General features: G+C 58.5%; 23 protein-coding genes. 18 read left to right on the forward strand and 5 right to left on the reverse strand.

What is annotated here, in order from left to right; all coding sequences use genetic code 11:
- The first annotated feature begins 15 nt into the window (after positions 1 to 15).
- From AC097R_RS02835 to AC097R_RS02845, 3 genes are read left to right on the forward strand one after another with little or no spacing between them, the layout of a single operon-like run.
- A complete protein-coding gene (locus tag AC097R_RS02835; protein ID WP_479596087.1) occupies positions 16 to 507 on the forward strand; it encodes an SET domain-containing protein in 492 nt (163 codons plus the stop codon).
- A 2-nt stretch (positions 508 to 509) separates the two neighbouring features.
- Complete coding sequence (locus AC097R_RS02840; protein ID WP_479596088.1) at positions 510 to 1,280, forward strand: biotin--[acetyl-CoA-carboxylase] ligase; 771 nt, start codon at positions 510 to 512, stop codon at positions 1,278 to 1,280.
- 9 nt (positions 1,281 to 1,289) lie between these two features.
- The gene (locus tag AC097R_RS02845) at positions 1,290 to 1,952 is read left to right on the forward strand and encodes an SPOR domain-containing protein (protein WP_479596089.1); all 663 of its coding nucleotides are present in this window, start codon (positions 1,290 to 1,292) and stop codon (positions 1,950 to 1,952) included.
- Between the two features lie 18 nt (positions 1,953 to 1,970).
- Here the strand turns inward: AC097R_RS02845 and AC097R_RS02850 are convergent, their stop codons facing one another.
- The 3 genes from AC097R_RS02850 to AC097R_RS02860 all read right to left on the reverse strand — a co-directional run bounded on the left by AC097R_RS02850 (position 1,971) and on the right by AC097R_RS02860 (position 4,703).
- Positions 1,971 to 3,416, reverse strand: a complete 1,446-nt coding sequence (locus AC097R_RS02850) for a sensor histidine kinase N-terminal domain-containing protein (protein ID WP_479596090.1) — start codon at positions 3,414 to 3,416, stop codon at positions 1,971 to 1,973.
- A gap of 16 nt (positions 3,417 to 3,432) precedes the next feature.
- Positions 3,433 to 4,107 carry a response regulator gene (locus AC097R_RS02855; protein ID WP_094481361.1) on the reverse strand — a complete coding sequence of 225 codons (675 nt, stop codon included), beginning with the start codon at positions 4,105 to 4,107 and terminating at the stop codon, positions 3,433 to 3,435.
- Positions 4,108 to 4,220: 113 nt separating this feature from the next.
- Positions 4,221 to 4,703, reverse strand: coding sequence for a MarR family winged helix-turn-helix transcriptional regulator (locus AC097R_RS02860; RefSeq protein WP_479596091.1), 483 nt, complete (start codon positions 4,701 to 4,703; stop codon positions 4,221 to 4,223).
- Positions 4,704 to 4,846: 143 nt separating this feature from the next.
- Between AC097R_RS02860 and recA the strand changes: the two genes are divergently transcribed.
- Together recA and recX are read left to right on the forward strand one after the other, a co-directional pair.
- Entirely contained in the window at positions 4,847 to 5,956 is a 1,110-nt protein-coding gene (gene recA, locus AC097R_RS02865) for a recombinase RecA (RefSeq protein ID WP_479596092.1), read from the forward strand.
- Positions 5,957 to 5,973: 17 nt separating this feature from the next.
- The gene (recX, locus tag AC097R_RS02870; protein ID WP_479596093.1) at positions 5,974 to 6,453 is read left to right on the forward strand and encodes a recombination regulator RecX; all 480 of its coding nucleotides are present in this window, start codon (positions 5,974 to 5,976) and stop codon (positions 6,451 to 6,453) included.
- 3 nt (positions 6,454 to 6,456) lie between these two features.
- On the opposite strand, the gene argC is transcribed toward recX, so the two are convergent.
- Complete coding sequence (gene argC, locus AC097R_RS02875; protein WP_479596094.1) at positions 6,457 to 7,392, reverse strand: N-acetyl-gamma-glutamyl-phosphate reductase; 936 nt, start codon at positions 7,390 to 7,392, stop codon at positions 6,457 to 6,459.
- Positions 7,393 to 7,581: 189 nt separating this feature from the next.
- Between argC and sucC the strand changes: the two genes are divergently transcribed.
- The 13 genes from sucC to AC097R_RS02940 all read left to right on the forward strand — a co-directional run bounded on the left by sucC (position 7,582) and on the right by AC097R_RS02940 (position 25,192).
- Positions 7,582 to 8,748: an ADP-forming succinate--CoA ligase subunit beta gene (sucC, locus tag AC097R_RS02880; protein ID WP_479596095.1), complete on the forward strand. Its 1,167-nt coding sequence runs from the start codon at positions 7,582 to 7,584 to the stop codon at positions 8,746 to 8,748.
- Positions 8,749 to 8,771: 23 nt separating this feature from the next.
- The gene (gene sucD, locus AC097R_RS02885) at positions 8,772 to 9,665 is read left to right on the forward strand and encodes a succinate--CoA ligase subunit alpha (RefSeq protein WP_479596096.1); all 894 of its coding nucleotides are present in this window, start codon (positions 8,772 to 8,774) and stop codon (positions 9,663 to 9,665) included.
- 104 nt (positions 9,666 to 9,769) lie between these two features.
- On the forward strand, positions 9,770 to 10,453 hold the full coding sequence (locus tag AC097R_RS02890) for a TerC family protein (RefSeq protein ID WP_479596097.1): 684 nt from the start codon (positions 9,770 to 9,772) through the stop codon (positions 10,451 to 10,453).
- Positions 10,454 to 10,703: 250 nt separating this feature from the next.
- The gene (locus tag AC097R_RS02895; protein ID WP_479598083.1) at positions 10,704 to 13,337 is read left to right on the forward strand and encodes a CHASE2 domain-containing serine/threonine-protein kinase; all 2,634 of its coding nucleotides are present in this window, start codon (positions 10,704 to 10,706) and stop codon (positions 13,335 to 13,337) included.
- Positions 13,338 to 13,344: 7 nt separating this feature from the next.
- Positions 13,345 to 14,130, forward strand: coding sequence for a Stp1/IreP family PP2C-type Ser/Thr phosphatase (locus tag AC097R_RS02900; RefSeq protein WP_479596098.1), 786 nt, complete (start codon positions 13,345 to 13,347; stop codon positions 14,128 to 14,130).
- A gap of 46 nt (positions 14,131 to 14,176) precedes the next feature.
- Positions 14,177 to 14,842, forward strand: a complete 666-nt coding sequence (locus tag AC097R_RS02905) for an FHA domain-containing protein (protein WP_479596099.1) — start codon at positions 14,177 to 14,179, stop codon at positions 14,840 to 14,842.
- A gap of 54 nt (positions 14,843 to 14,896) precedes the next feature.
- On the forward strand, positions 14,897 to 17,146 hold the full coding sequence (locus AC097R_RS02910) for a CHASE2 domain-containing protein (protein WP_479596100.1): 2,250 nt from the start codon (positions 14,897 to 14,899) through the stop codon (positions 17,144 to 17,146).
- Positions 17,147 to 17,157: 11 nt separating this feature from the next.
- Complete coding sequence (locus AC097R_RS02915; RefSeq protein WP_477886013.1) at positions 17,158 to 17,949, forward strand: 3',5'-cyclic-nucleotide phosphodiesterase; 792 nt, start codon at positions 17,158 to 17,160, stop codon at positions 17,947 to 17,949.
- On the forward strand, positions 17,946 to 20,366 hold the full coding sequence (locus tag AC097R_RS02920) for a GspE/PulE family protein (protein ID WP_479596101.1): 2,421 nt from the start codon (positions 17,946 to 17,948) through the stop codon (positions 20,364 to 20,366). Before AC097R_RS02915 ends, AC097R_RS02920 begins: the two co-directional genes overlap by 4 nt.
- 173 nt (positions 20,367 to 20,539) lie before the next feature.
- Positions 20,540 to 21,061, forward strand: coding sequence for a pilin (locus tag AC097R_RS02925; protein ID WP_479596102.1), 522 nt, complete (start codon positions 20,540 to 20,542; stop codon positions 21,059 to 21,061).
- Between the two features lie 62 nt (positions 21,062 to 21,123).
- Positions 21,124 to 22,800, forward strand: a complete 1,677-nt coding sequence (locus AC097R_RS02930; protein WP_479596103.1) for a PglL family O-oligosaccharyltransferase — start codon at positions 21,124 to 21,126, stop codon at positions 22,798 to 22,800.
- A 67-nt stretch (positions 22,801 to 22,867) separates the two neighbouring features.
- Positions 22,868 to 23,647 (forward strand): TfpX/TfpZ family type IV pilin accessory protein, encoded by a 780-nt coding sequence (gene tfpZ, locus AC097R_RS02935; protein ID WP_479598084.1) that lies wholly within the window; start codon positions 22,868 to 22,870, stop codon positions 23,645 to 23,647.
- A 90-nt stretch (positions 23,648 to 23,737) separates the two neighbouring features.
- The gene (locus AC097R_RS02940; protein WP_479596104.1) at positions 23,738 to 25,192 is read left to right on the forward strand and encodes a M48 family metalloprotease; all 1,455 of its coding nucleotides are present in this window, start codon (positions 23,738 to 23,740) and stop codon (positions 25,190 to 25,192) included.
- Here AC097R_RS02940 and AC097R_RS02945 read toward each other — a convergent pair.
- Positions 25,163 to 25,513 (reverse strand): phage holin family protein, encoded by a 351-nt coding sequence (locus AC097R_RS02945; RefSeq protein ID WP_479596105.1) that lies wholly within the window; start codon positions 25,511 to 25,513, stop codon positions 25,163 to 25,165. The two genes, AC097R_RS02940 and AC097R_RS02945, sit on opposite strands and share 30 nt — an antisense overlap.
- Positions 25,514 to 25,523: the final 10 nt, after the last annotated feature.

Raw genomic sequence — 25,523 nt, forward strand, 5'->3', positions numbered from 1 at the left:
CCAAATTTTCGATCCGTGGCAAAAAACCCAGTGAATTCCTCGGTCCCCGCTGACAACCGACGTATCCAGACCCGTCGCTCCGGGGTGCACGGCAAGGGCGTGTTTGCGGTGCAAGACATTGCCGAGGGTGAAACCATCATCGAGTACGTGGGCGAGATCATCAGCTGGGCCGAGGCACAGCGCCGCCACCCGCACGACCCCAAAGACCCCAACCACACCTTCTACTTCCATGTGGACGAAGAACGCGTGATTGATGCGCTGTACGGAGGCAACTCGTCACGCTGGATCAACCACGCCTGCGACGCGAACTGCGAAGCCGACGAGGTGGACGGCCGCATCTTTATCAAGGCGCTGCGCAACATCAAGGCCGGCGAAGAGTTGAACTACGACTACGGCCTGATCATCGACGAGCGCTACACCCCCAAGCTCAAGGCCGAATACCCCTGCTGGTGCGGCACGAAGAAGTGCCGCGGCACGCTCCTGGCTCCCAAGCGCGGAAAGCGCTGACCTTGCGCTGGCAGGCTGAAGCGATCTGGGAGGCGGTCAGCCCCTTGTGGCCGACCTTCTCGGTCGAGATCCTGCCCGAGATTGACTCCACCAACACCGAACTTATGCGCCGCGCCCGCGCGGGCCAGCTGGACCCCATCCTGCTGGTGGCCGAGCGCCAGACGGCCGGCCGTGGCCGGTTGGGCCGCGACTGGAAGAGTGACACCCAGGGCCTGGGCGGCACGCTGACGTTTTCGCTGGGCGTGCCCTTGGCACCGGCCGATTGGTCGGGGCTCTCCTTGGCCGTGGGCTTGTCGGTGGTCCACAGCCTGCACCCGGCTCTGCGCCTGAAGTGGCCTAACGACGTGTGGCTGGAGCAGCGCAAGCTCGCCGGTATCCTGATCGAGACCGCCAGCGTGGGAGAGACGCGCTACGCGGTCATCGGCATTGGCATCAATATCGCCCCGCGTGACGCGGCTGACCTGCGCACCCCGCCCGCGGCCCTGCATGAGCTGCTGCCCGGTGTGGATGCGCCCGAGGTATTGGGCCGTGTGGTGGCGCCCCTGGCGCAGGCTGTGCCGCGCTTTGCCGGCGAGGGCTTTGGCCCGCTGCGCACGGCCTACCATGCGCGCGACCTGCTCTACGGCCAGGCCGTGGTGTGCAGCGATGGCACCACCGGCACCGCCCGCGGGGTGGACGCCAGCGGCGCCCTGCTGGTGCATACTGAGAATGGATTGATCAAAATCAGTAGCGCGGAGGTCAGTGTGCGACCCGCGCCCGCTGCCCCTCTCTGACCTGACCCTATGCTGCGCTTGCTTGTTTTGATGTTGCTGCTGGCCAATGGCCTGTTTTTCGCTTGGAGCAACGGTCTGTTGCGCGCCTACGGGTTTGCGCCGGTGCCGCCCAACGAACCGCAGCGCGTGGCGCAACAAATCAAACCCGAAGCCATCCAGCTGCTGAGCACCGGCGAGCTCAAGCGTGTCGAGGCCCAGGTGCAGGCTGATCTGGCGCCCAAGGAATGCCTGCAGGCCGGCCCGTTTGACGAGGCCCAGGCCAGCGCCCTGCGCACGGCGCTGGAGGCCGCCAGCCTGCCCGCTGGAAGTTGGCAGCTGGAGCCCGGCAAAGAAGCCGCCCGCTGGATCATCTACATGGGCAAGTACGCCACGCCCGAGCTCTTGACCAAAAAGCGTGCGGAACTGGCCGGTATGGACATCAAGACCGAAGCCGTGAACAACCCCACGCTGGAGATCGGCTTGTCGCTGGGTGGCTTTGAGACCGAGGCCGCCGCCAAGGCCGAACTGGCCAAGCTGGCGCCCAAGGGCATTCGCACCGCCAAGGTGGTGCAGGAGCGGGAGGAGGCCACGGTCTCTCTGCTCAAGCTGCCGGCGGTGTCAGACACCGTGCGGGCCAAGCTGGGCGAGGTCAAACCGGCCCTGGCCGGGAAGTCACTCAAGACCTGCAGCTGAACCGGCAGGTGAAGCGGTTTAGGCCGCGTGCAGCGTGTGCTGGAAGCGCAGCGTGAAGCTGGCACCGGGCATGGCAGCGCCGGGCTTGGCGTCTTCCAGCGAAATCGTGGCATGGTGCTGGCGTGCAATCTCCAGCACGATGGGCAGACCCAGGCCTGAGCCATCGGCCTCGTTGCCCAGCGCCCGGTAAAAGGGCTGGAACACCAGCTCGCGCTCGGCGGCCGGAATGCCGGGGCCTGAATCCTCCACCTGCAGCACCAGCGCCTTGCTGAACGGGTCCACCAGCACACGGGCTGTGATCACACCGGGTTTCTCAGCGGTGGACGGGGTGTAGTTGATGGCGTTGTCCACCAGGTTGCGCACCATCTCTTTGAGTAGCGTGGGGTTGCCCTGCAGTGTGGCGCCCTCGGTGCCGGGCTGCACGCCTTCAAAGCCCAGGTCGATGTGTTTGTCCATGGCGCGCGGTACGCAGTCGCGCACCACGTCCATGGTCAGGCGCGCCAGGTCGCAGGGCTGGTGGCTGAGCACGGCGCCGCTGCTCTCGGCGCGCGCCAGGGCCAGCAGCTGGTTCACCGTGTGGGTGGCGCGGATGCTGGAGCGGCCGATCTGCCGCAGTGACTGCTTCAGGTCTTCGGCGTTCGCACCTTCGCGTTGGGCCAGGTCGGCCTGCATGCGCAGCCCTGCCAGCGGGGTCTTGAGCTGGTGCGCCGCATCGGCCAGAAAGCGCTTTTGTGTGGAGATCGAATCCTTGAGCCGCATCAGCAGGTCGTTCACGGAGGACACCAGCGGCACCACCTCGAGCGGCACGGCCTCCACATCCAGCGGGCTCAAGTCGTCGGGGCTGCGCGCGCGGATGCGCTCTTCCAGGCTGTTGAGCGGCTTGATGGCCTGCACCAGTGCCAACCAGACCAGCAGTACCGCCAGCGGCAGGATGACGAACTGCGGCAGCATCACGCCTTTGACGATTTCAGTGGCCAGCACCGAGCGCTTTTCCATGGTCTCAGCCACCTGCACCAGCGCGGGCCGGCCTTCGGCCACGTCCAGCTTGACCCACATGTAGGCGACTTTGAGGTCCAGGCCCTTGAACTCGGCATCGCGCATGCGCACTTCGCCAGGCGGCAGTCGCTCGTCGTCGGGCGGCAGGGGCAGGTCTTTTTCGCCACTGAGAAATTCGCCATTGGCGCCCAGCACTTGGTAGTACACGGTGTCGGCATCGTCGGCGCGCAGCAGTTCGCGCGCGGGCAGCGGCAGCACAAACTGGGCGTGGTTTTTGTTGACGGTGATGAGCTGGGCCAGCGCGCCCACGTTGTATTCCAGCGCGCGGTCAAACGGCTTGCCTGCAATGCCCTGGGCCACCAACCAGGTCAGCACCAGGCTGACGGGCCACAGCAGCAACAGCGGCGTGAGCATCCAGTCCAGGATCTCCCCGAACAGGCTGCGTTGCTCGCGCTGAAAGATTTTCAAAGCGGCGCTGCTCTGACTAGGGCGCTATTTTTTCCAGACAGTAGCCCAGGCCGCGCACGGTAGCAATGCGGATCGGGCCTTTCTCAATCTTCTTGCGCAGGCGGTGGATGTAGACCTCGATGGCGTTGTTGCTCACCTCTTCGCCCCATTCGCACAGGCGCTCCACCAGCTGGTCCTTGCTGACCAGGCGGCCGGCGCGCTGCAGCAGCACCTCCAGCAGGCCCAATTCGCGGGCGGAGAGCTCGACCATCTTGCCGTCGATGGTGGCTACGCGGCCCGCCTGGTCGTAGGTCAGCGGACCGTGCTTGATGCTGGCCGAGGTGGCGCCCATGCCGCGGCGCACCAGGGCGCGCACGCGGGCTTCCAGCTCCTGCAGGCTGAAGGGCTTGGCCATGTAGTCGTCGGCGCCGTAGTCCAGGCCTTTGACGCGCTCGTCCACGCTGTCGGCAGCCGTGAGGATGAGCACGGGCAGCGAGGAGCCGCGGGCGCGCAGTTTTTTCAGCACCTCCAGCCCGTGCATCTTGGGCAGACCCAGGTCCAGGATCAGCAGGTCGAACTCGGTGTTGGTCATCAGCGCGGCATCGGCTTCGGTGCCGCTGGCCACGTGGTCCACCGCGGCGCCCGCGCTGCGCAGGGCGCGCAACAGGCCATCGGCCAGCACCTGGTCGTCTTCGGCTATGAGTATTCGCATGGGGTGTCTCCTCGCTTGGGGCGGCGCGCGTTCTGTTCTGCGTGCCATTCTAGGCGGCGACCCTTGCGCCTGGCTTGCCTGCGAACCGCGTAGCGGCGGAGCGTGGGGGATGCTTACTGTCCGCTGTAGGCCTCCAGGCCCAGCGCCACCACGGTGGCCACCTCGGGGCTGACGGCCTGGCGCAATTCGTCTTCGGCCTGGGCCACGGCGTCCTGGTAGGCGCCCAGCCAGGCCAGGCCGGTGGCAGTGAAGTGCACGCGGCGCGCACGTGCGTCGGCGGGGTCGTCTTCGCGGCGCACCATGCCCCAGGCCTCGCACTGGTTCACCAGCGTGCCCATGGCCTGTTTGGTCATGCCGGCGCGCTGGGCCAGCTCCGTCAGGCGCAAGCCCTCCACCGCCAGGTGCCGTGTGATGTGGATGTGCGCGGCCCCCACCTGTCCGCGTTCGGCCAGGTTGGACAGGCCCAGGGGCACACCGGGGTGGTCGGCCATGAGTTCCATTACCCGCGCATCAAAGCGCTCCAGCGCCAGGCGCAGCCAGTGGCCCAGGTGGTTCTGGCGCCAGGTGTCGTTGCGGGCAGGGGGGAAATCAAGCACCATCAAATGGTAATGCAAACTGACTAAAAAATGTATTTACGCAATGCAACAAGCCCGATTAAACTACTGTTCAAGCATCCAGCCTGTTGTTAAAACCAGATTGCTGTGGTGCGCCAACCCATTGATTTTCAAGGAGATTTCTCATGGACGCACCCGTCAAGAACCCTAACAACACGAATGGCGGCAACGCTGAAAAAGCCAAAGCTTTGCAAGTGGCGCTGGCCCAGATCGAAAAGCAGTTCGGCAAGGGCACCATCATGCGTCTGGGCGAAGGCGAGGTGATTGAAGACATCCAGGTGGTCTCCACCGGTTCCCTGGGGCTGGACATTGCGCTGGGCGTGGGCGGCCTGCCCCGTGGCCGCGTGGTTGAAATCTACGGCCCAGAGTCGTCCGGTAAAACGACGCTGACGCTGCAAGTCATTGCCGAGATGCAAAAGCAAGGCGGCCAATGCGCCTTTGTCGATGCCGAGCACGCGTTGGACATCCAGTACGCGCAAAAACTGGGCGTCAACCTGCAAGACCTGCTGATCAGCCAGCCCGACACCGGCGAACAGGCCCTGGAAATTGTCGACAGCCTGGTGCGTTCCGGCGCGGTCGACCTGATCGTGGTCGACTCGGTAGCGGCGCTGACCCCCAAGGCCGAGCTGGAAGGCGAAATGGGCGATTCATTGCCCGGCCTGCAAGCCCGTCTGATGAGCCAGGCCTTGCGTAAGCTCACTGCCCACATCAAGAAGACCAATTGCATGGTCATCTTCATCAACCAGATCCGCATGAAGATTGGCGTGATGTTCGGCAGCCCCGAGACCACCACCGGCGGTAACGCGCTGAAGTTCTACGCCTCCGTGCGCCTGGACATTCGCCGCACCGGCACCATCAAGAAGGGTGACGACGCGATTGGCAACGAAACCAAAGTGAAGGTGGTGAAGAACAAGGTCAGCCCCCCGTTCAAGACGGCGGAATTCGACATTCTGTTTGGCGAGGGCATCAGCCGCCACGGTGAAATCATCGATATGGGCGTGACCGCCGGCATTCTGGAGAAGTCTGGTGCTTGGTATGCCTACCAGGGCGAGAAGATCGGCCAAGGCCGTGACAACGCGCGTGAGTTCCTGCGCGAGAACCCTGTGCTGTCGGTGGAGATCGAAAACAAGGTGCGCGAATCTCTGGGCATCCCTTTGCTGCCCGTGGCCGAGCCTGAGGTCAAGGCCAAGGCCAAGAAGGCGGACAAGGCCGATAAAGCCGAGAAAATAGAGTAAATCAGCCTCTAGCCCCCATGGATATTGCGCAAGCAGCTATGAATACAGGAGCAAAACCGGCGTTGTCATTGACCGGCCGGGCCTTGCGCCTGCTCAGTGCCCGGGAGCATTCCCGGGCGGAGCTGGAGCGCAAGCTGGCGCAGTACGAGGAAGAGCCAGGCACCTTGGCCAAGGTGCTGGACGCCTTGCAAGCCAAGGGCTTTATCAACGAGGCGCGGGTGCTGGAATCGGTGGTGCACCGGCGGGCCAGCAAGCTGGGCGCCTCGCGTATCAAGCAAGAACTGCAGGCCAAGGGGCTGGAGCCGGAGGCGGTGGCCGAGGCGGTCCAGGCCTTGCGTGCCAGCGAACTGGACCGTGCTCGGGACATCTGGCGCAAGAAGTTTGGCCGCCAGCCCGCGGATGCGGCCGAGCGCGGCAAGCAAATGCGCTTTCTGGCCAGCCGCGGTTTTGGCGGCGACACCATCCACAAGGTGGTGTCGGGCGCGGACGAAGATTAGGGCTTACAGCCCTAGCATCAGTTCCAGGTTTTGCACCGCTGCGCCGCTGGCACCCTTGCCCAGGTTGTCCAGGCGGGCAACGAGCACCGCATGGGCAAAGCCGTCTTTGGTAGCGTCATTCCCAAATACGCGCAACTCCAGCTTGTTGGTGTCGACCAACGCCACGGCATCCAGTTTGAGGTCAGGTGTGACCGGCTCTACGGTCACCCAAGCGCTGCCTGCGTAGTGCTTGGCCAGCGCGTTGTGGAGGTCCTGTGCCGATGGCTTGCCCGGTAAAGTGTCCAGGTGCAGCGGCAACTGGACCAGCATGCCCTGCTTGAAGTTGCCCACCGAAGGCACAAACAGCGGGCGGCGTGTCAGGCCCGTGTACTTCATGATTTCGGGGATGTGCTTGTGCTTAAGGCCCAGAGCGTACAGCTCATAGGGGGCAGCAGTGCCTTGCTCATAGGCCTCGATCATGGTGCGTCCGCCACCCGAGTAACCGCTTACCGACGGCAGGCACACGGGGAAGTCGGCCGGCAGCAGGCCAGCATCCACCAAGGGGCGGATCAGCGCAATGGCACCGGTCGCGTAGCAACCCGGGTTGCTGACACGGCGGGCGTTGGCGACCGCGTCGCGTTGGCCCGCTGCCAATTCGGGAAAGCCGTAGACCCAACCTGGCGCGGTGCGGTGCGCGGTGGAAGCGTCGATGATCCGGGGGCCGGGGCGTCCCGTCTCTTTTTCCAGTCCATCGACCATGGCCACGGTTTCCAGCGCGGCATCGTCATGCAGACACAGCACGACCATGTCGGCTTGCGCGACCAGTGCGCGTTTGGCCTGTGGGTCTTTGCGCAGGGCGGGGTCAATGCTGATGAGTTCGACCTGGGGCATGGCTTGCAGGCGCTCACGAATTTGCAGCCCGGTGGTACCGGCTTCGCCGTCGATAAAGATTTTTTTCATGGTCAGAGAGGTCAGAAAATCAGTGCATTGGCAGAGGCCAAAACCGGGGCTGTATACAGCAGCCGTAAGCCTCGCACAAGGATTGTGCATCGCACCATGATACAGTCGGAGGCTGATGTGTCCAGTGCCATGCGCTTGCAATTTCATGTTGCGGCATGGTGAAAATTGTCCAGTCCAGAGAGAGACGTCATGAAGATTCACGAGTACCAAGGCAAGGAAATCTTGCGCCAATTCGGTGTGCCGGTGCCTCGCGGCATCCCCGCTTTCACAGTGCAAGAAGCGGTGGAAGCCGCCCAGAAGCTTGGTGGCCCTGTCTGGGTTGTCAAGGCGCAGATTCACGCAGGTGGCCGCGGCAAGGGCGGTGGCGTGAAGGTGGCCAAGTCCATCGACGACGTCAAACGTCTGGCCGGTGAAATTCTGGGCATGCAGCTCAAAACACACCAAACCGGCCCTGAAGGCCAAAAAGTCCGCCGCCTCTACATCGAAGATGGCGCCGACATCCAAAAAGAATACTACGTGTCCATCGTGACCGACCGTGCGACGCAAAAGCTGGCCTTCATTGCCTCCAGCGAAGGCGGCATGGATATCGAGGAAGTGGCCCACTCCACCCCCGAGAAGATCGTCACCGAGTTCATCGATCCTTTGACCGGACTGCTGGAACCCCAAGCCAAGAAGATTGCGGATGCCATCGGCATGCCCGCTGGCTCCACTGCCCAAGCCGTGGACATCTTCCAGAAGCTCTACAAGTGCTACATGGACACCGACGCGTCCCTGGTGGAAATCAACCCCCTGAACCGCGACGGCAAGGGTAACGTGATTGCCCTGGACGCCAAGTTCAACTTTGACCCCAACGCGCTGTTCCGTCACCCCGAAATCGTGGCTTACCGCGATCTGGACGAAGAAGACGCGGCCGAAGTGGAAGCCTCCAAGTTCGACCTGGCCTACATCAGCCTGGACGGCAACATCGGCTGCCTGGTGAATGGCGCTGGCTTGGCCATGGCCACCATGGACACCATCAAGTTGTATGGCGCTGAGCCAGCCAACTTCCTGGACGTGGGCGGCGGTGCTACCCCCGAGAAGGTCACCGAAGCCTTCAAGATCATGCTGAAGAACCCCAAGGTCGAGGCCATCATGGTCAACATCTTCGGCGGCATCATGAAGTGCGACACCATCGCTACCGGCGTGATCACCGCCTGCAAGGCCGTGAACCTGTCCGTGCCATTGGTGGTGCGCATGAAGGGCACCAACGAAGACCTGGGTAAAAAGATGCTGGCCGAGTCCGGCTTGCCTATCATCAGCGCCGACAGCATGGCCGAAGCGGCCGAAAAAGTTGTTGCAGCCGTAAAAGCACGTTAAAGACCGCCCGCTAAGGAACCAATATGTCGATCTTTATCAACAAAGACACCAAAGTCATCACCCAGGGTATCACCGGCAAGACCGGCCAATTCCACACGGAAAAGTGCCAGGAATACGCAAACGGCAAAAACGCGTTTGTGGCGGGTGTGAACCCCAAGAAGGCCGGTGAGTCGATCTTCAACATTCCAATTTATGCCTCCGTGAAGGAAGCTGCATCGGAAACTGGTGCCACGGTGTCGGTGATCTATGTGCCTCCATCTGGCGCTGCTGCTGCCATCTGGGAAGCCGTGGAAGCTGACCTGGACCTGGCGATCTGCATTACCGAAGGCATTCCTGTGCGCGACATGCTGGAAGTGCGCAACCGCATGAAGGCCAAGGAAGCTGCTGGCGGCAAGAGGACCCTGCTGCTGGGCCCCAACTGCCCGGGCCTGATCACACCTGACGAAATCAAGATCGGCATCATGCCCGGCCACATCCACCGCAAGGGTCGCATCGGTGTGGTGAGCCGCTCCGGTACGCTGACGTACGAAGCAGTGGCACAACTGACCGAAATCGGTCTGGGTCAATCCAGCGCCGTCGGTATCGGTGGGGACCCCATCAACGGCTTGAAGCACATCGACGTGATGCAGGCGTTCAATGACGATCCGGATACCGACGCGGTCATCATGATCGGCGAAATCGGCGGACCCGACGAAGCCGAAGCCGCACGCTGGTGCAAGCTGAACATGAAGAAACCCATCGTCGGCTTCATCGCTGGCGTGACCGCCCCTCCCGGAAAACGCATGGGCCACGCCGGTGCTTTGATTTCTGGTGGTGCAGATACCGCCGATGCCAAGCTGGCGGTGATGGAAGAGTGCGGCTTCAAAGTCACACGCAATCCGTCCGAAATGGCGAAGCTGCTCAAGGCCATGCTGTAATTTCAGCGTTGGTTCGATAGCCGGAACGAGGGGTTTTCCTCTCAGAGCAAAGTGCCCACACATCGTGTCTGGGCACTTTTTCGTTTGTAGTGTGGAGTGCAATCATGGAAATTCTTCAAAGCGCTGACTTCTGGATTGGTCTGATCAAGATCGTCTGGATCAACATCATTTTGTCCGGGGACAACGCCGTAGTGATCGCCCTCGCGGCGCGTTCCCTGCCGCCGGAGCAGCAAAGAAAAGCCGTGCTTTTCGGTTCCGGTGCGGCGGTGGTGCTGCGGATTGCCTTGACGGTGGTGGCTGCCAAGTTGCTGGAGATCTCCTTCTTGCAGGTCATCGGGGGCATCTTGCTGCTGTGGATCGGTGTGCAGCTGATGAGCGACGATGACGGTGAAGAGGGCCATGGCAAGAACACAGGAAGCATGATGGCCGCGGTGCGAACCATCCTGATCGCCGATCTGGTCATGAGTCTGGACAACGTCATCGCGGTGGCTGCCGCCGCCAAGGGCAGCATGTTGCTGCTGATCCTGGGGCTGGCTATTAGCATTCCGCTGGTCATCTTCGGCAGCACTCTGATGATTCGCCTGATGGAGCGCTTCCCGGTGATCGTCACTCTGGGCGCGGCATTGATTGGCTGGGTGGGGGGCGAAACCATTGCCAGCGATGGCGCGTTCAGCGGTTGGATGGTGACCCATGGCTGGGTGCACTATGCAGCGGCGGTCATGGGCGCCGGTTTGGTGCTGGGCTTGGGTATGGCACTGGAGAAGCGCAAGGCGCGCGCAGCGGGCTAGGCCAGACTCCGCCTGTCGCCAAGGGCCCCCACTTGTCGCAAAAGCGGGAAGTCCAGTGAAGAAGTCGCTTGTCGGCCGGGGGATCGTCTGCTAACGTCCCTACCTTGACTCCTCCTCTCGTGAGGCGGGTATGGGTGTGGGCAGATCAATGGGCGCCGATAAGGCATGGTGTTGGGGGTAGCAATTGGCGAAATCTTCTTCAAAGACGCAATCATTCTGGCGTGCGGACTGGCTTGCCGGTTTGGCGATCGTGGTGGCGGCCGTGGTGCTGCACCTGTCCACCGACTTCATTGGAACTTTGGAGCGCCGTTTTTACGATTTTGCAAGCACCAGCACCTCGCGGCAGCCCTCCGACCGCATCGCGGTCATTGCCATTGATGACCAAAGCGTCGCCAACCTGGGGCGCTGGCCCTGGCCCAGAGACATCCATGCCAAGCTGATCGACACGCTGGCTGCGGCCAAAGCCAAGACCATCGTGCATACCGCGTTCTTCTTTGAACCACAGGTGGATCCAGGCTTGGTTTTCATTCGCAAGATGAAGGCCGCGTTGGAGGCGCCTGCCGATGGCGCTGGGGCCAATGAGTCGGTGGTGAAGCTCATTGCGGAGGCAGAGACCGCACTGGATACCGATGCCAAATTGGCCACCAGCCTGCAGAATGCCGGAAACGTGCTGATCCCATCAGTGTTCACCTTGGGTGAACCCCAAGGCCGACCCGACAACCCCCTTCCCTCTTACGCGCTGAAAAGCGCTCTGGATGATGCCAACGGATTTTCCATTCCTGCCGTCCGGGGGCAGCAGCCCATTGAAAGCATAGGTAACGCTGCGGCCGGGATCGGGCACTTGAACCAGTTTCCGGATGTGGACGGCGCCGTGCGGCTGGAGCCCTTGCTAGTGAACTACTACGGCAAAGCTGTTCCCTCGATGGCCTTGTTGGCCGCCTTCAAGAGCTTGAATCTGTCCCCTGCGGACGTGAAGCTCAACCCTGGCGATTCGGTCCAGATTGGCAAGCTGAAGGTCAAAACCGATGAGGCGGCATTGATGCTGCCGCAGTTTTACAAAGCCCGCGACGGCAAACCAGCTTTCGCAGTGGATTCTTTTTACGATGTGCTGACCGGGAAAATCCCTGCCAGCAAATATGCGGACAAGATTGTCATCATTGGGGCCACGGCTGCAGGCGTGGGAGTTCAATTTCCGGTTCCTGGCAACGCAGCGCTGTCTCCGGCGGAAACCATTGCCCACATCACATCCAGCATTTTGAACGAGCACTTTATCGTGCAACCAAGTTGGGGCGTGTGGGTTAGCCTGCTGGCCTTCCTGGTGGTGGTTGCCTACGTTGTAGCCGGCTTGCCGCGTTTGTCCGCCGCTACGGCCGCGGCGGTGACTTTGGGATTGTTCGTCGCCCTGCTGGTAGTGGAGTTTGGCTTACTGTCGGCTGCTGCCACCTGGTTGAAGCTGGTGTTTCCTGCCACGGTGCTGGTCTTGGGTCACTTGGCATTGACCACCAAGCGCTTCCTTGTTACCGAAGCGGGCAAGGTCAAGGCCGATGAAGAGTCCGCAGAGACCAACCGCATGATGGGCCTGGCCTTACAAGGCCAAGGGCAGTTGGACATGGCTTTTGACCGTTTCCGTCGGGTGCCTTTGGCCGAAGCGGTGATGGGCAATTTGTACAGTTTGGCACTGGACTTTGAGCGCAAGCGTCAGTTCAACAAGGCTGAGTCCGTCTATGAGCACATGGCTGCGTTCGACAAGAACTACAAAGACATTCAGACCAAACTGAGCCGTGCCAAAAACCTCTCAGAAACCGTGATCTTGGGCGGTGGGGGTGGACATCCCGGTGGCACCATGCTGTTGGATGGTGGCGCTGTCGAAAAACCCATGTTGGGTCGCTACCAGGTGGAAAAAGAGCTTGGCAAGGGCGCGATGGGCGTGGTGTATTTGGGCAAAGATCCCAAGATTGGTCGGGTTGTGGCCATTAAAACCATGGCGTTGAGCCAAGAGTTTGCCGGCGAAGAGCTGACGGATGCGCGGGAGCGTTTCTTCCGAGAGGCCGAGACCGCCGGCCGCCTGCAGCACCAAAACATCGTGACCATTTTCGATGCAGGTGAAGAGCATGACTTGGCATACATCGCCATGGAGTTTCTCAAGGGGCGAGATCTGGTTGAGTTCTGCAAAGGCGACAACTTGTTGCCCGTTCCGTTGGTGCTGAGTCTGGTGGCTCGAGTCGCTGAGGCGCTGGCGTATGCGCACAAGCAGTCGGTGGTGCACCGCGACATCAAGCCCGCCAACATCATGTATGAGCGCGAGACCGATACGGTCAAGGTCACCGATTTCGGGATTGCGCGCATTACCGACTCCAGCAAGACCAAAACCGGGTTGGTGTTGGGCACGCCTAGTTTCATGTCGCCCGAGCAGTTGGCCGGTAAAAAAGTGGATGGACGCTCTGACTTGTATTCGTTGGGCGTCATGCTGTTTCAATTGCTGACGGGTGTGTTGCCCTTCCGCGGTGATTCCATGGCCGAATTGATGTTCAAGATTGCCAACGAAGAGGCGCCAGATATACGCATCGTGCGGCCAGACTTGCCAGTGTCTCTGGCGAATGTGGTGACCCTGTCTCTGAGCAAGCGTCCTGAGTTGCGTTACCAGGATGGCGATCAATTTGCTGCCGATTTGCGTGGAGCGATTGGAGGGTTGGATACTTCCTCCAGCGCAGAGGTGGCGCGGCCTACAGGACCTGTTGTGGCGGCAGGGGCGGAAGAAAAAACGCAAGCGTTTGTCGCCGCCAATCCCAAGGCTCAAACCAATTTCGATCAGACGGTTGCGCAGCCTGCAACGGGAGCATCCGGGCCAACGGCCTCGGGTGCTGACACGGATATTCAGATCTAAAACAACAATGATGTACCACTTTTGTGCGCAAACTGACCCTGGCCGCGCTCGCGATAACAACGAAGACTCTGTCGCTTTCGAGGAGTCTGCCCGGGTAGCGGTTCTGGCGGACGGCATGGGCGGGTACAACGCGGGCGAAATTGCCAGCGGTATGGCCACCGCTTTCATCAAATCAGAATTGAGCCGGTGGGTGCTGGAGGCAGGTGCTACCGCGCAGGCCAAGGAGGTGCGCCGGGCCATGGAGATTTGCGTGGACAACGCTAACCTGGCAATTTTCAATTCTGCCAATTCCAATGCGGCGTACTCGGGCATGGGAACCACCCTGGTGGTGGGCGTTTTTCGCGACGACCGTCTGTTGTTGGGCCATATCGGCGACTCCCGTTGCTACCGGCTGCGGGGAGGGCAATTGACCCAAATCACCAAAGACCATTCCCTGTTGCAAGAGCAAATTGATGCGGGCTTGATTACCCAGGAGCAGGCAGCCACCTCATCCATCAAAAACCTGGTGACACGGGCTTTGGGGGTTGAAGAGGTGGTGATGCTGGATGTCAACGAGCACGTGGTCGAACCCGGCGACCTGTATTTGATGTGTTCGGACGGCTTGTCCGATATGGTTGACGATGAACTAATCGCTAGAATTGCCATTGGCGACTCCAGTCTGGATCAAAAGGCGGGTTTGTTGATCGACGCGGCCAACGACAATGGTGGGCGAGACAATATTTCTGTGCTGATAGTCTCTGCTAGTGAAGCAGCAGAAAAGCGTGGTTTGATCGCTCGGCTGCTAGGGAAGTAGAGTTGTTACATTTTCCAAAAACCAATTACAGGAAAAGGAGTCGATCATGCCGAAAATGATCGTTTCGATCGATGAGGTCGTGATCAAGGAAGTTCAGCTCACCAAAGAGCGCACAACGTTGGGACGCCGCCCTTACAACGACATCGTGATAGACAACTTGGCGGTCAGCGGTGAGCACGCAGTGCTCCAAATGACTGGCAGCGAAGTTTTCCTGGAAGACTTGAACAGCACCAACGGAACTTATGTGAACGGCAAGGCTGTGAAAAAGCAGCAGCTGCACAACGGTGACGGTATCGAGATTGGGAAATACAAAATCAAGTTCGTGGGTGACGGTGTTGCCGACAACTTTGACAAAACCATGGTCGTTCGCGCGCGTCCTGCAGTGACACCACAAGCAGCTCCTGCTTCCGGCTATCCCACGTCGGCGGGTGACTCCACCGGTATCGGTGCATTCCATGCCGCGATCAAAGTGCTTTCGGGCGCCGCTTCGGGGCGTGAAGTGCCTTTGACCAAGGTTGTGACCACCATCGGCAAGCCCGGTGTTGCGGTGGCTGCCATCACGCGGCGACAGCATGGCTATGTGGTGCACCATGTCGAGGGTGCGGGTAACCCTACTTTGAATGGTTCCCCAATAGGTTCTGACCCCATTTCGCTGAAGAATGGCGATTTGGTGGAGTTGGCGGGCACACAAATGCAATTTGTCCAAACCTGAGCTGGCCAAAATCTGGCCTGATCACATGCAGATTGGAATTCAGCCTGGTTTGAAATGCGGTCGCTAACTAGGCATTGGCCCCGCATTGCGGTGACCTTGATCCCCGTGATTTTGGCACTGCTGCATGCGGTTGGTGCGGTGCGTATTGGTGTTTTGCAGCGTCTGGACGACATCATTTATGACGCTCGTCTGCGGGCAACCATGCCCAATACACAGGATGACCGGATTGTCGTCGTCAATATTGACGAAAAAAGCCTGGCCGAGGTGGGGCGCTGGCCTTGGGGCAGAAACAAGCTCGCTCAGCTGATTACCACGTTATTCGATGAGCAGCAGATCGCACTCATCGGCTTTGACGTTGTTTTTGCCGAGGCGGACGAGAGCTCTGGGCTCACGCGGCTCAATGAGCTGGCGCGCAACGAATTTCGCGACCAAGCCGGGTTCTCCGAGCGCCTGCGCCAACTGCAACCCGAACTCGACTTCGACGCGGCCTTTGCGCGCGCTATCGCCAACCGCCCGGTCGTCATGGGGTACTACCTGACGAGCGATGGCGAGGGTCGATCTAACGGGACTTTGCCGGCCCCGGTATTGACTCCAGACGTGTTACAGGGGCGCCCCATCAAGGCTACCTCTTGGAATGGATTCGGTTCGAATATTGATCAACTTGCCAAGGCGGCGCCATTGGCGGGATTCTTCAATTCGATTACCGACGGGGATGGGGTTGTTCGGTCCTTGCCCTTGCTGGCTGAATACAAGGGGCAGTATTACGAGTCCATCTCTTTGGCGATGTTTCGCGCCATTGCAGGCATGCCCAAAGTCGCACCGGGGTTTTCCAATGAGAAATTCTTGGCCCGCAGCTACCAAGGCATGGACCGTGTATTGCTAAAACAGGGAGAAAAGGCGCTGGCTATTCCGGTGGATGAGCGTGTGGCTACGCTGGTGCCTTATCGGGGGCGGGGTGGTGTGCAAGGCGGGTCGTTCCGGTATGTGTCCGCATCCGATGTGTTGTCTAAGAAGCTGCCGCTGCATAGCCTGAAGGACAAAATCATTTTGCTGGGGACAACGGCTCCGGGCCTGTTGGATTTACGTGTCACCCCTGTGGGGGAGACCTACCCAGGGGTGGAGACCCATGCGAACATCATTTCTGCACTGTTGGATGGCAGCGTATTGGTGAAGCCGGACTATGCAGTGGGCTACGAGGTTGTCATTCTCACTTTGGCTGGTTTGTTGTTGTCCATAGGACTTCCGTTGTTGTCGGCGCCCCGTGCGGTGCTGTTAAGCGTGGCGGTGGTGAGCGTACTGGTGCTCACCAACCTATGGCTCTACCTGTCGTATGGGTTGGTGCTGCCGTTGGCCTCTGCGTTGACCATGGCCATCACTGCTTTTGGTCTCAATATGAGCTACGGCTACTTTGTAGAGAGCCGTTCCAAGCGCGAGTTGGCCAACTTGTTTGGTACTTATGTTCCGCCCGAGCTGGTGGATGAAATGGTGAAGGACCCCGACAGTTACAGCATGAAGGCGACAAACCGTGAGCTCACGGTGATGTTTTGCGATATGCGAGGCTTCACCAAAATGTCTGAGCGGATGGAGCCCACACAACTGCAAGAGCTGCTCACGGGGGTATTCAGCCGGCTGACGAGCTTGATTCGCGCAAACCGCGGAACGATCGACAAATACATGGGCGATTGCGTCATGGCGTTTTGGGGCGCTCCGGTGGAAACTGCTGAGCACGCCCATTTGGCAGTCAAGTCTTCCATGGAAATGGCCAACGCCATTCGGGAAATCAACTTGGAACACCGGGCCAAGGGCCTGCCGGAGATTGGGATCGGCATTGGCTTGAACACAGGCACCATGTGTGTCGGAGACATGGGATCCAACATCCGTCGTAGCTACACCGTGATTGGTGATGCGGTCAATCTGGGGTCTCGGCTGGAGGGCCTGTCCAAGGCTTATGGTGTGGATATCGTGGTGAGCGAAGCCACGCGCAAACTGGCGCCAGATTTCGCGTGGCAGGAACTGGACCGGGTTCGGGTGAAGGGCAAGGAACAAGCCGTGGCGATCTTTTGGCCTCTGGCACCGCTGGCGCGGGTAAGTGCCGAGGTGGCGGAAGAGGTCAAGACTTGGGCGCAATTCCTGAAGGCCTACAGGGCGCAAAATTGGGATCAGGCAGATGTGCTGCTCATCAATCTGATGCGCATGAATGCCAAAAAATACCTTTACCAGTTGTACTCTGAGCGAGTAGCCTCTATGCGGTTGCTCCCATTCGATCCTGAATGGGACGGCGCCACCAACTTCGAAACCAAATAGGGCCTCGTTTTGTGAAAGTACGCGTACTTGGCTGCTCGGGCGCCATCGCCCAAGAGTGCCGGACCACCTCGTTCCTTGTGGGCCGCCAAATTTTGGTGGACGCAGGAACCGGTGTGGGCGATCTGACGCTGGAGGAAATGGGGCAGGTTGACCATGTGTTCTTGACCCATTCTCACTTGGATCACATTGCGGCATTGCCGTTGATGGTCGATGCCGTAGCATCGCAACGGCAATCACCAATTGCCATCTACGCATTGCCTGGCACGATTGCTGCCCTTAAAGCGCACATTTTTAACGATGTGATTTGGCCCGATTTTTCACGGATTCCAACAGTACAAGCGCCGTTTGTTCGGTTCGTGGAAATACAGGTAGGTCAGGTTTTAGAGTTAGCGGGGAGCCGCATTGAGGTGCTGCCAGCCGTGCACACGGTGCCAGCGGTGGGGTTCGCAGTCTCCGCGGGGGCTGGACATTGGGTCTTTACGGGGGACACAGAGCGCAACCCGGCCCTGTGGACGCGCATCAACCAACTGGACGTGGCCATGTTGGTCATTGAAACGGCCTTCAGCAACCGCGAAAAAGAATTGGCTCGCAAGAGTCTGCATTTGTCGCCGAGTGCACTGGCGAAGGAGCTGGACTGCATTCGCAAGGGCAAAAGTTTCCCCATTTACATCACCCACACCAAGCCAGCAGAAACCGAATTGATCATGGCTGAGATACAGCGATTCGACCAGACCCTGCCTTTCGGCCCGGATGTGACGCATGACATACGGTGGTTGCGTGCGGGGCAGGAGTTTGAGATATGAGCGTGGTTATTCAGCCCAGTGGAGCCGAGCGATCGTCCGAACAGGCTTTTTTTGAGTCGCAGAAGCTGCCTTCCAAAAAAAGAGGCATGACCTTTGAGGCGCTTTTTTACCGGCAACTGCACCAGGTCACAGCACGCATTCACGATACAGAGCAGCTTGAGCAAATCATGCTGGAAACCAGCCAGGAAATTTGCAAGCTGCTCAACGCCGATCGATTGACCTTGTACGCGGTCACAGAAGATCAAACTGCGATTATTTCCAAAATCAAAACGGGATTGAACAGCAGCCGTGATTTGAAGCTGCCTATCTCCCCGCAAAGCCTAGCAGGCTACGCCGCATACAGCCGAACCGCGCTGAACCTACCTGACGTTTATGACGAGGATGCGCTTAAGCGAATCCATCCTTCGTTGACGTTCTTGAAGGAGGTCGACAAACGCTCTGGCTATCGCACGAAACAAATGTTGGTGGCTCCGATCATGGACGGTGGAACCCTGCATGGGGTTTTGCAGGTCATTAACAACAAAAGTGATGAGCCCTTTGGAGAGCTTGAGGTAGACGGTGTTACTGAGTTGTGCAAAACGCTAGCCACAGCGATTCGCCAGCGTGTCAAAGGCGCAGAGAGTGCTGTGCGGCGCAAGACTACCAAATACGACGGCTTAATTTCCGACGGCATTCTCACGGAAGATGAGCTCGCCCAGTGCGTGCAAGATGCCCGCCACGAAGGTCAGTCAGTGGAACAACGGCTGATGGCGGACTACAGCATCAAACCAGCGCAACTGGGGAGTGCACTTGCCAAATTCTTTGGTGTTCCCTACGAGCCTTTCAATCCTGGGCGCATTCGATCGGAGATGTTGCAAGGGGCTCTCAAGCGTGAGTTCATCGAAGAGCAAGAATGGATGCCGCTGGAGGAGTCCCCGGATGGTTTGGTCATCATGTGTGTGGACCCAGAGGCGGTCAAAGGCTCCCGGGTCGTTCCGCAGGTGTTTCCACGCGTTACCAAGTTTGCCTACCGGGTGACGACACTTGTCGAGTTTCGCGAAACGTTGGCGCAGTTGTTTGGTGCCGCGTCTGACAGCAGCACGATTGACCAGTTGCTTGCCGACATGGACGGCGCGCCCATAGACGATGGGAGCAATGATGAGTCCCTGGAGTCGGCCGCGGCGGATAACGAGCTGGTGAAGTTTGTTAACAAGGTCATTATCGACGCGTACAACCAAAAGGTGTCGGATATTCACATCGAACCCATGCCAGGCAAGTTCAAGACCGGCATACGTTTTCGTATTGACGGGAGTCTAGTGCCCTACGTGGAAGTACCTGCACATTTCAGACAGGCCATGGTGACCCGTCTGAAGATCATGTGTGATCTGGATATCTCCGAGCGCCGCAAGCCGCAGGACGGGAAAATCAAGTTCAAGAAATACGGGCCACTAGACATTGAGTTGCGCGTCGCGACCATTCCCTCTTCCGGTGGCGTAGAAGACGTGGTCATGCGGATTTTGGCCGCGGGCGAGCCGATTCCGCTGGAAAAGCTGGGCCTCACGCCGCACAACAAGTCTCGATTGGAAGCCACCGTGAGCAAACCCTACGGCTTGTTTTATGTCTGCGGGCCTACAGGCTCAGGTAAAACGACCACACTGCATTCCATCCTGAAGTTTCTCAATACACCGGATACCAAAATCTGGACAGCTGAAGACCCTGTGGAAATTACCCAAAAAGGTTTGCGGCAGGTTCAGATCAACAAGAAAGCCGGAATTGACTTCGCGCTAGTGATGCGCGCCTTTTTGCGCGCCGACCCAGACATCATCATGGTTGGCGAGTCGCGTGACAAGGAAACGGTGTCAATGGGCGTGGAGGCCTCGCTCACAGGCCACATGGTGTTTTCTACACTGCACACTAACTCTGCACCCGAGTCCATTACCCGCTTACTGGATATGGGTATGGACCCGTTCAACTTTGCAGATGCCCTATTGGGAATTTTGGCGCAGCGCTTGGCCAAGAAACTCTGTGATTGCAAAGTTGCCTATGTGCCGGATGCCGAAGAGATGCGCCTTTTCGCTGCTGAGTACGCCGAAGAGTTACGCCACACGCAAACTTGGAAACAGGACTACGCGGGTGAGAGCAAGAAAATGGTCGATAAGTGGCTGCAAACCTATGGCGAAGGCGGTCAGCTCAAACTCTACAAAGCCGTAGGGTGCGACAAATGCAACAAGACCGGGTACAAGGGGCGCGTGGGCCTGCATGAGTTGATGGTGGCAGACGATTTGGTGAAAAAGCTCATCCAGGAGCGCTCGCGCGTGGCAGAACTGTTCTCCGCAGCGGTAGAGGGCGGCATGCGCACCCTCAAGATGGATGGCATGGAGAAGATCATGATGGGTCTGACGGACTTGAAGATGGTTCGACAGGTCTGCATCAAGTAATTGCCACACAAATGGAGACAAAAATGTCGTGTTGAGGTCGATTCAGGCTTCTCATGCCTTTGAGGCTAGATTTTAATTGACAATATTGTTCCTGTTTTCTTGTTTGGGTCGGCTTTTTAGATTGGCATGAAGTATGCTCATGCTTAACTCTATTCTTACCTTTGGAGTTCAATATGAAACGTGCATTGCAAAAGGGTTTCACCCTGATCGAATTGATGATTGTGGTTGCAATCATTGGTATTTTGGCTGCTGTGGCCTTGCCTGCGTACCAAGATTACACAGTGCGAGCCAAGCTTTCTGAGGTTATCTTGGCGGCATCGCAATGCCGGACCAGTATTTCTGAAATTGCTCAAACTGCTACCAGCGCTGCGTCGCAATTTGTTGCCGGAAATTGGGGCTGTGAGACATCTACCGCGGCCGGCAATGTGGCGCGTATTCAGACCAGCGCCACTGGCGCCATTCGGGTGAATAGCAACCTGGCGACGGGTCCGGGCGCTATCATTCTGGCCCCAAGTACGCCGCTCACGGCGATTGGTACAAATGTGACGGCTTGGTTGTGTGGCCCTGCTTCCGCCACTGTCGCAACTGCCGTTAGTGCAACAGGTACGGCCGGTGTTAATCCAAAATACTTGCCCGGTTCTTGCCGAGATACAACGGTTGCAGGCACTTATGGTAGCGGTACATTTCTTCCATAAACAAACCTAAAAACTTTAAAAAGGGGCTCACTGAGCCCCTTTTACATTTGGAGTTCGAGTTGGTGGCAAATGCATTGGGTCTCTTTATATTGTTGTTGTGTTGGGTCGTGCCGGACCATTTTCCGCCGTGGACAGCATTTCATACAGAAGTACCTGCTTTTATTGCCGCTCTGATTGGAATAGGGGGCAGCTGGCGTAAGGGCGATTCAGTTGCCAAATTGCCCGTTGGTGTTGGTGTGTTACTTGTTCTTGCCTCAACAGCAGTCATGCAAGGTCTGACCTTCCAATCGGTCTTTTTAGGTGATGTATTGGTTGTCATTGCGTACATTGGCATGGTCGCTTGCGCCTGGATGTGGGGTTTTCAATGGCAGAAAAAAAAACCACGTACTGAGGTTTTGGAATCGCTTTGTTTATTGTTGGTTTTTGCAAGTTTGATCAGTACTTTTCAGATATTGTCACAATGGCTCCAAGTGGAGTTGGCGATGAACGATTGGGTGCTAGAGGGGCTTCCCAATGGTCGGCCACGTGCGAATGTGGGCCAGCCCAATCAAGCTGCAACGTTGCTACTTATGGGGTCAGTGGCGGCGGCAGTGTTGTTGTACCGTGCCAGAATTGGTGTGGCAGTTACCTGGGGTATCTTGGTTGTTTTGGGCTTAGGCCTAACCTTGACCCAGTCGCGTACGGCGCTACTGGCCGCGGTCCTTTTGGCGATGGCCCATCATGTTTTGAGTGGTTCTGTACGCCGTGACAATTTGAATCGTCTGGTCGTATGGCTTTGGTTGTTTTTTTTGCTGACTGCAGCAATGTCATTTCCCTATTGGACTTGGGGTCCGAGTGTGAGTGCATTAGGTCACGATCAAATGGCCAGTACAGGCACTCGCCCTTTGATTTGGATGCAACTGACAACAGCCTTGCTTCAACATCCTTGGATAGGCTGGGGCTGGCTGCAAGTGGCTGCGGCCTTGCAAGCCGGGGCATTGGCTTTTCCGGGGGCTGAGCAGACTGCCTATGCGCACAACATTGTGCTGGACCTGCTGTTGTTTCTTGGGATGCCGATCGGGGGAGTAACGCTAGCGCTGGCTGGTCAGTGGATTTGGAATAGGGTTAAAAGCAGTAAGGGCAAGGTGACCACGACCTGTGGATTCTTCGTGTTGATTCCACTTGCCACGCATTCTCTATTGGAGCTCCCCCATACGTATGCCTACTTTCTGGTCGTTGCTGCACTATTATTGGGTGCTATCGATGCCGATGCCGATGCTATTGAGCCGATATTGATAATCAAGATGTCTAAATGGCTGATCCCTGCATTTGTATGTGTGTGGACTCCATTTTTGTTGACTATGGGGTATGAGTACTCGAAGGCAGAAGAAGATTTCCGCATCAACCGATTTGAAAATCGAAGAATAGGAGTGACTCCTGTAGAGTATGAGGTTCCTAAACTTCATTTGCTTACGCAGCTAGGCGGGATTTTGCATGTTATGCGTCTGCGCGCTGAACCTGGAATGTCGAGTGAGGATGTGGACTTGTTGCTCAGAATGGCCAAGCGATACACATGGGCGCCTGTTCAATTTCGGGCTGCATTGGCACTCGGGCTGAACGGTAGGCCAATTGAAGCAAGTGAGCGACTGCAAGTCATTAAAAGTCTCTTTCATGCCGATATTTATGCGGAAGCCAGTGGCAATTTCCAGCAATTACGAGACGACAAATATCCGGTACTTGGGCTTGTATCAATTCCATGATGTTGTAAAACCGGGTCTTCATATTTCGACTGTGATGCGCTTAGTTTGAAATATTCTTATGAGTTCAATGCAATTCTTTTCTGACTCTCCCCATTTTTGGCGCGATCGATTCGTTGCTTGCGCGATTCACTTGGGTTTAAGCCTATGCATTGCTGCATTGGCCGCATTGTTGGTATTTGGCATTTGGTACCCATACCCTTACCGAGAGATTTCTGGCGGACGTGAGCTATTCACGCTCGTGGTAACCGTAGACGTATTTCTTGGGCCACTAATAACTATGGCAGTGTTCAATCGCCGAAAGCCGCGCACCGAATTGAGGCGAGATTTGACAATGACCGGTCTACTTCAGTTGGCCGCGTTGGGCTATGGTTTATGGACTGTGTCCGTAGCCCGCCCCGTGCATATGGTGTTTGAAATTGACCGGTTTCGTGTGGTGCAAGCGATTGATGTGGACGAGTCTTTGTTGCCGCAAACTCCACGCTCGGTCCAAGCGTTACCGATTGACGGTCCAACACTGCTCGCTGTACGTCCTTTCAAGAGTGACAAAGAGCGCGTGGATGCGACTATTGCCGCGCTGCAGGGTGTGTCGTTAGCTTCTCGTCCAGACCTTTGGCGTCCATATGAAGAGGCGACAGCGGACGTTCTAAAAGAGGCCAAGCCTGCGACCCAATTGCTTTTCCGATTTGCGGCCAATGCCGCGGAGATTGAGTTGGTATTGACGAAAATTAGTCGCAAACCCAGCGAGGTTGTCTATTTGCCTCTGGTAGGTAGAAAATCATACTGGACCGTATTTCTGGATCCCGTCACGGCACAGGTCCTGACGACTATGCCGCTTGACTCTTTCTAGTTCCTGCAGGGTCAAAAAACTTCCATACTCCACGTGAAATATGCGCAAGTAGCTATTCTTTGCATAGCGACACTATTCGCTGCCACGGCATTGCCGCAGCAGGCCTCTGTAAGCACTAGTTTTCTCCCCAACCTCGGCGACACCGCCTCCATCACCCCCAGCGCCGAACGCCGCCTAGGCAACCGCATAGCGCGCGAGCTGTACCGCGACCCGGACTATCTCGATGACCCCGTCATCATGGAGTACGTGCAGGGCATCTGGCAGCAGCTCTTAACTGCGGCGCGCGCGCGCGGGGAGCTGCCGCCTGAACTGGACGAGCAGTACGCCTGGACCATCTTGTTAGGGCGGGACCGCACCGTCAACGCCTTTGCACTGCCGGGGGCCTACTTGGGACTGCATCTGGGCCTGGTGGGGGTGGTCACCAGTCGGGACGAATTGGCCGCGGTGCTGGCGCATGAGTTGAGCCACGTGACGCAGCGGCACATTGCGCGCCTGATCTCGCGCCAGAGCGAGCAAACACCCTGGTTGATCGGGGCCATGATTTTGGGTGCGCTTGCGGCCAGCAAAAACCCAGGGGCGGCCAATGCCGTGATCGTGGGCGGGCAGGCTGCGGCGATCCAGACCCAGCTCAACTTTTCACGCGACATGGAGCGCGAGGCGGACCGCGTCGGTTTTGGCGTGGCCTCGCAGGCGGGTTTTGCGCCGCAGGGCTTTGTCAGCATGTTTGAAAAGCTGCAACAGTCCAGCCGCCTCAACGATTCGGGTGGCTTCCCCTACCTGCGCAGCCACCCGCTCACCACCGAGCGCATGGCCGACATGCAGGCGCGTGTGCCAGCCAACGGCACGGCCGCGCCGATGCCGCAATGGGAGCACGCGCTGATCGCTGCACGCGCACGCGTGCTCTCCAACTCGGCGGTCGATGCGCTGCGCAATTGGTATTCGGAAGCCGAGCCGGCCCGTTTGGCGCGGCAAGGCCCGATGCAGCAGGCCGCCACGCTGTATGGCGCCACCCTGGCTGCCACCAAGCTGCGCGACTTTGCGCTGGCCGACGCCTCGCTGGGTCGTTTGGTCAGTGTTGCGAAGGGAGATCCGCAGGCCGCACGCCAAGTGCGTTTGCTGGCCGCAGAGCTGGCGCTGGCCAAAGGTGATGGCGCCAAAGCACAGGCAGCCTTGGGAGAGCAGTGGCAGGCTGGTAGCCGTGCTGAGTTGCTGCTGATGGCCCAAGCCCAGTTCCAGGCCGGCCGGGCGGCCCAGGCAGGCCAGCTATTGCAAACCTGGCTGGCTGACAACCCCCTGGATGCGATGGCCTGGCAGACCTTGGCCAGTGCATCAGCAGCGCAGGGCAAGACCCTGGCGGCCATCCGCGCCGAGGCCGAGGTCAATATCGCCCAGTTGGACTATCCGGCCGCGTTGGCGCGCTTGAAGGCCGCACAGGACGTGGCGCGCAGCGGTACGCAAGGTGCCGACCATTTTGAGGCGTCGATCGTGGACACCCGCACACGCCAGGTGGAGCAGTTACTTCGAGAACAGGCGCTCGAGCGCTGATTCGATGATCAGGCCCAGCAGGGTGTAGATCAGCGAGCCGATCAACGCCGCGGTAAAGCCCTGCACGTGGAAGCCGTCCAGCACGCCTGCGGCGGACCAGAACATCAGTGCGTTGATGACAAACAGGAACAGGCCCAGCGTCAGCACCGTGAATGGCAGCGTCAGCACCACCAGCAGGGGGCGCACCACAGTATTGAGCAGGCCGATCACAAAGGCGGCGATCAAGGCGGAGGTGAAACTCTTCACCTCCACGCCGCTGTACAGGTGAGCCACCGCCAGCAAGGCGGTGGCGCTGAGGAGCCATTTGACGAGTAATTTCATGGTGGCACAG

This window comes from Rhodoferax sp. ZS1R25, assembly GCF_056521335.1.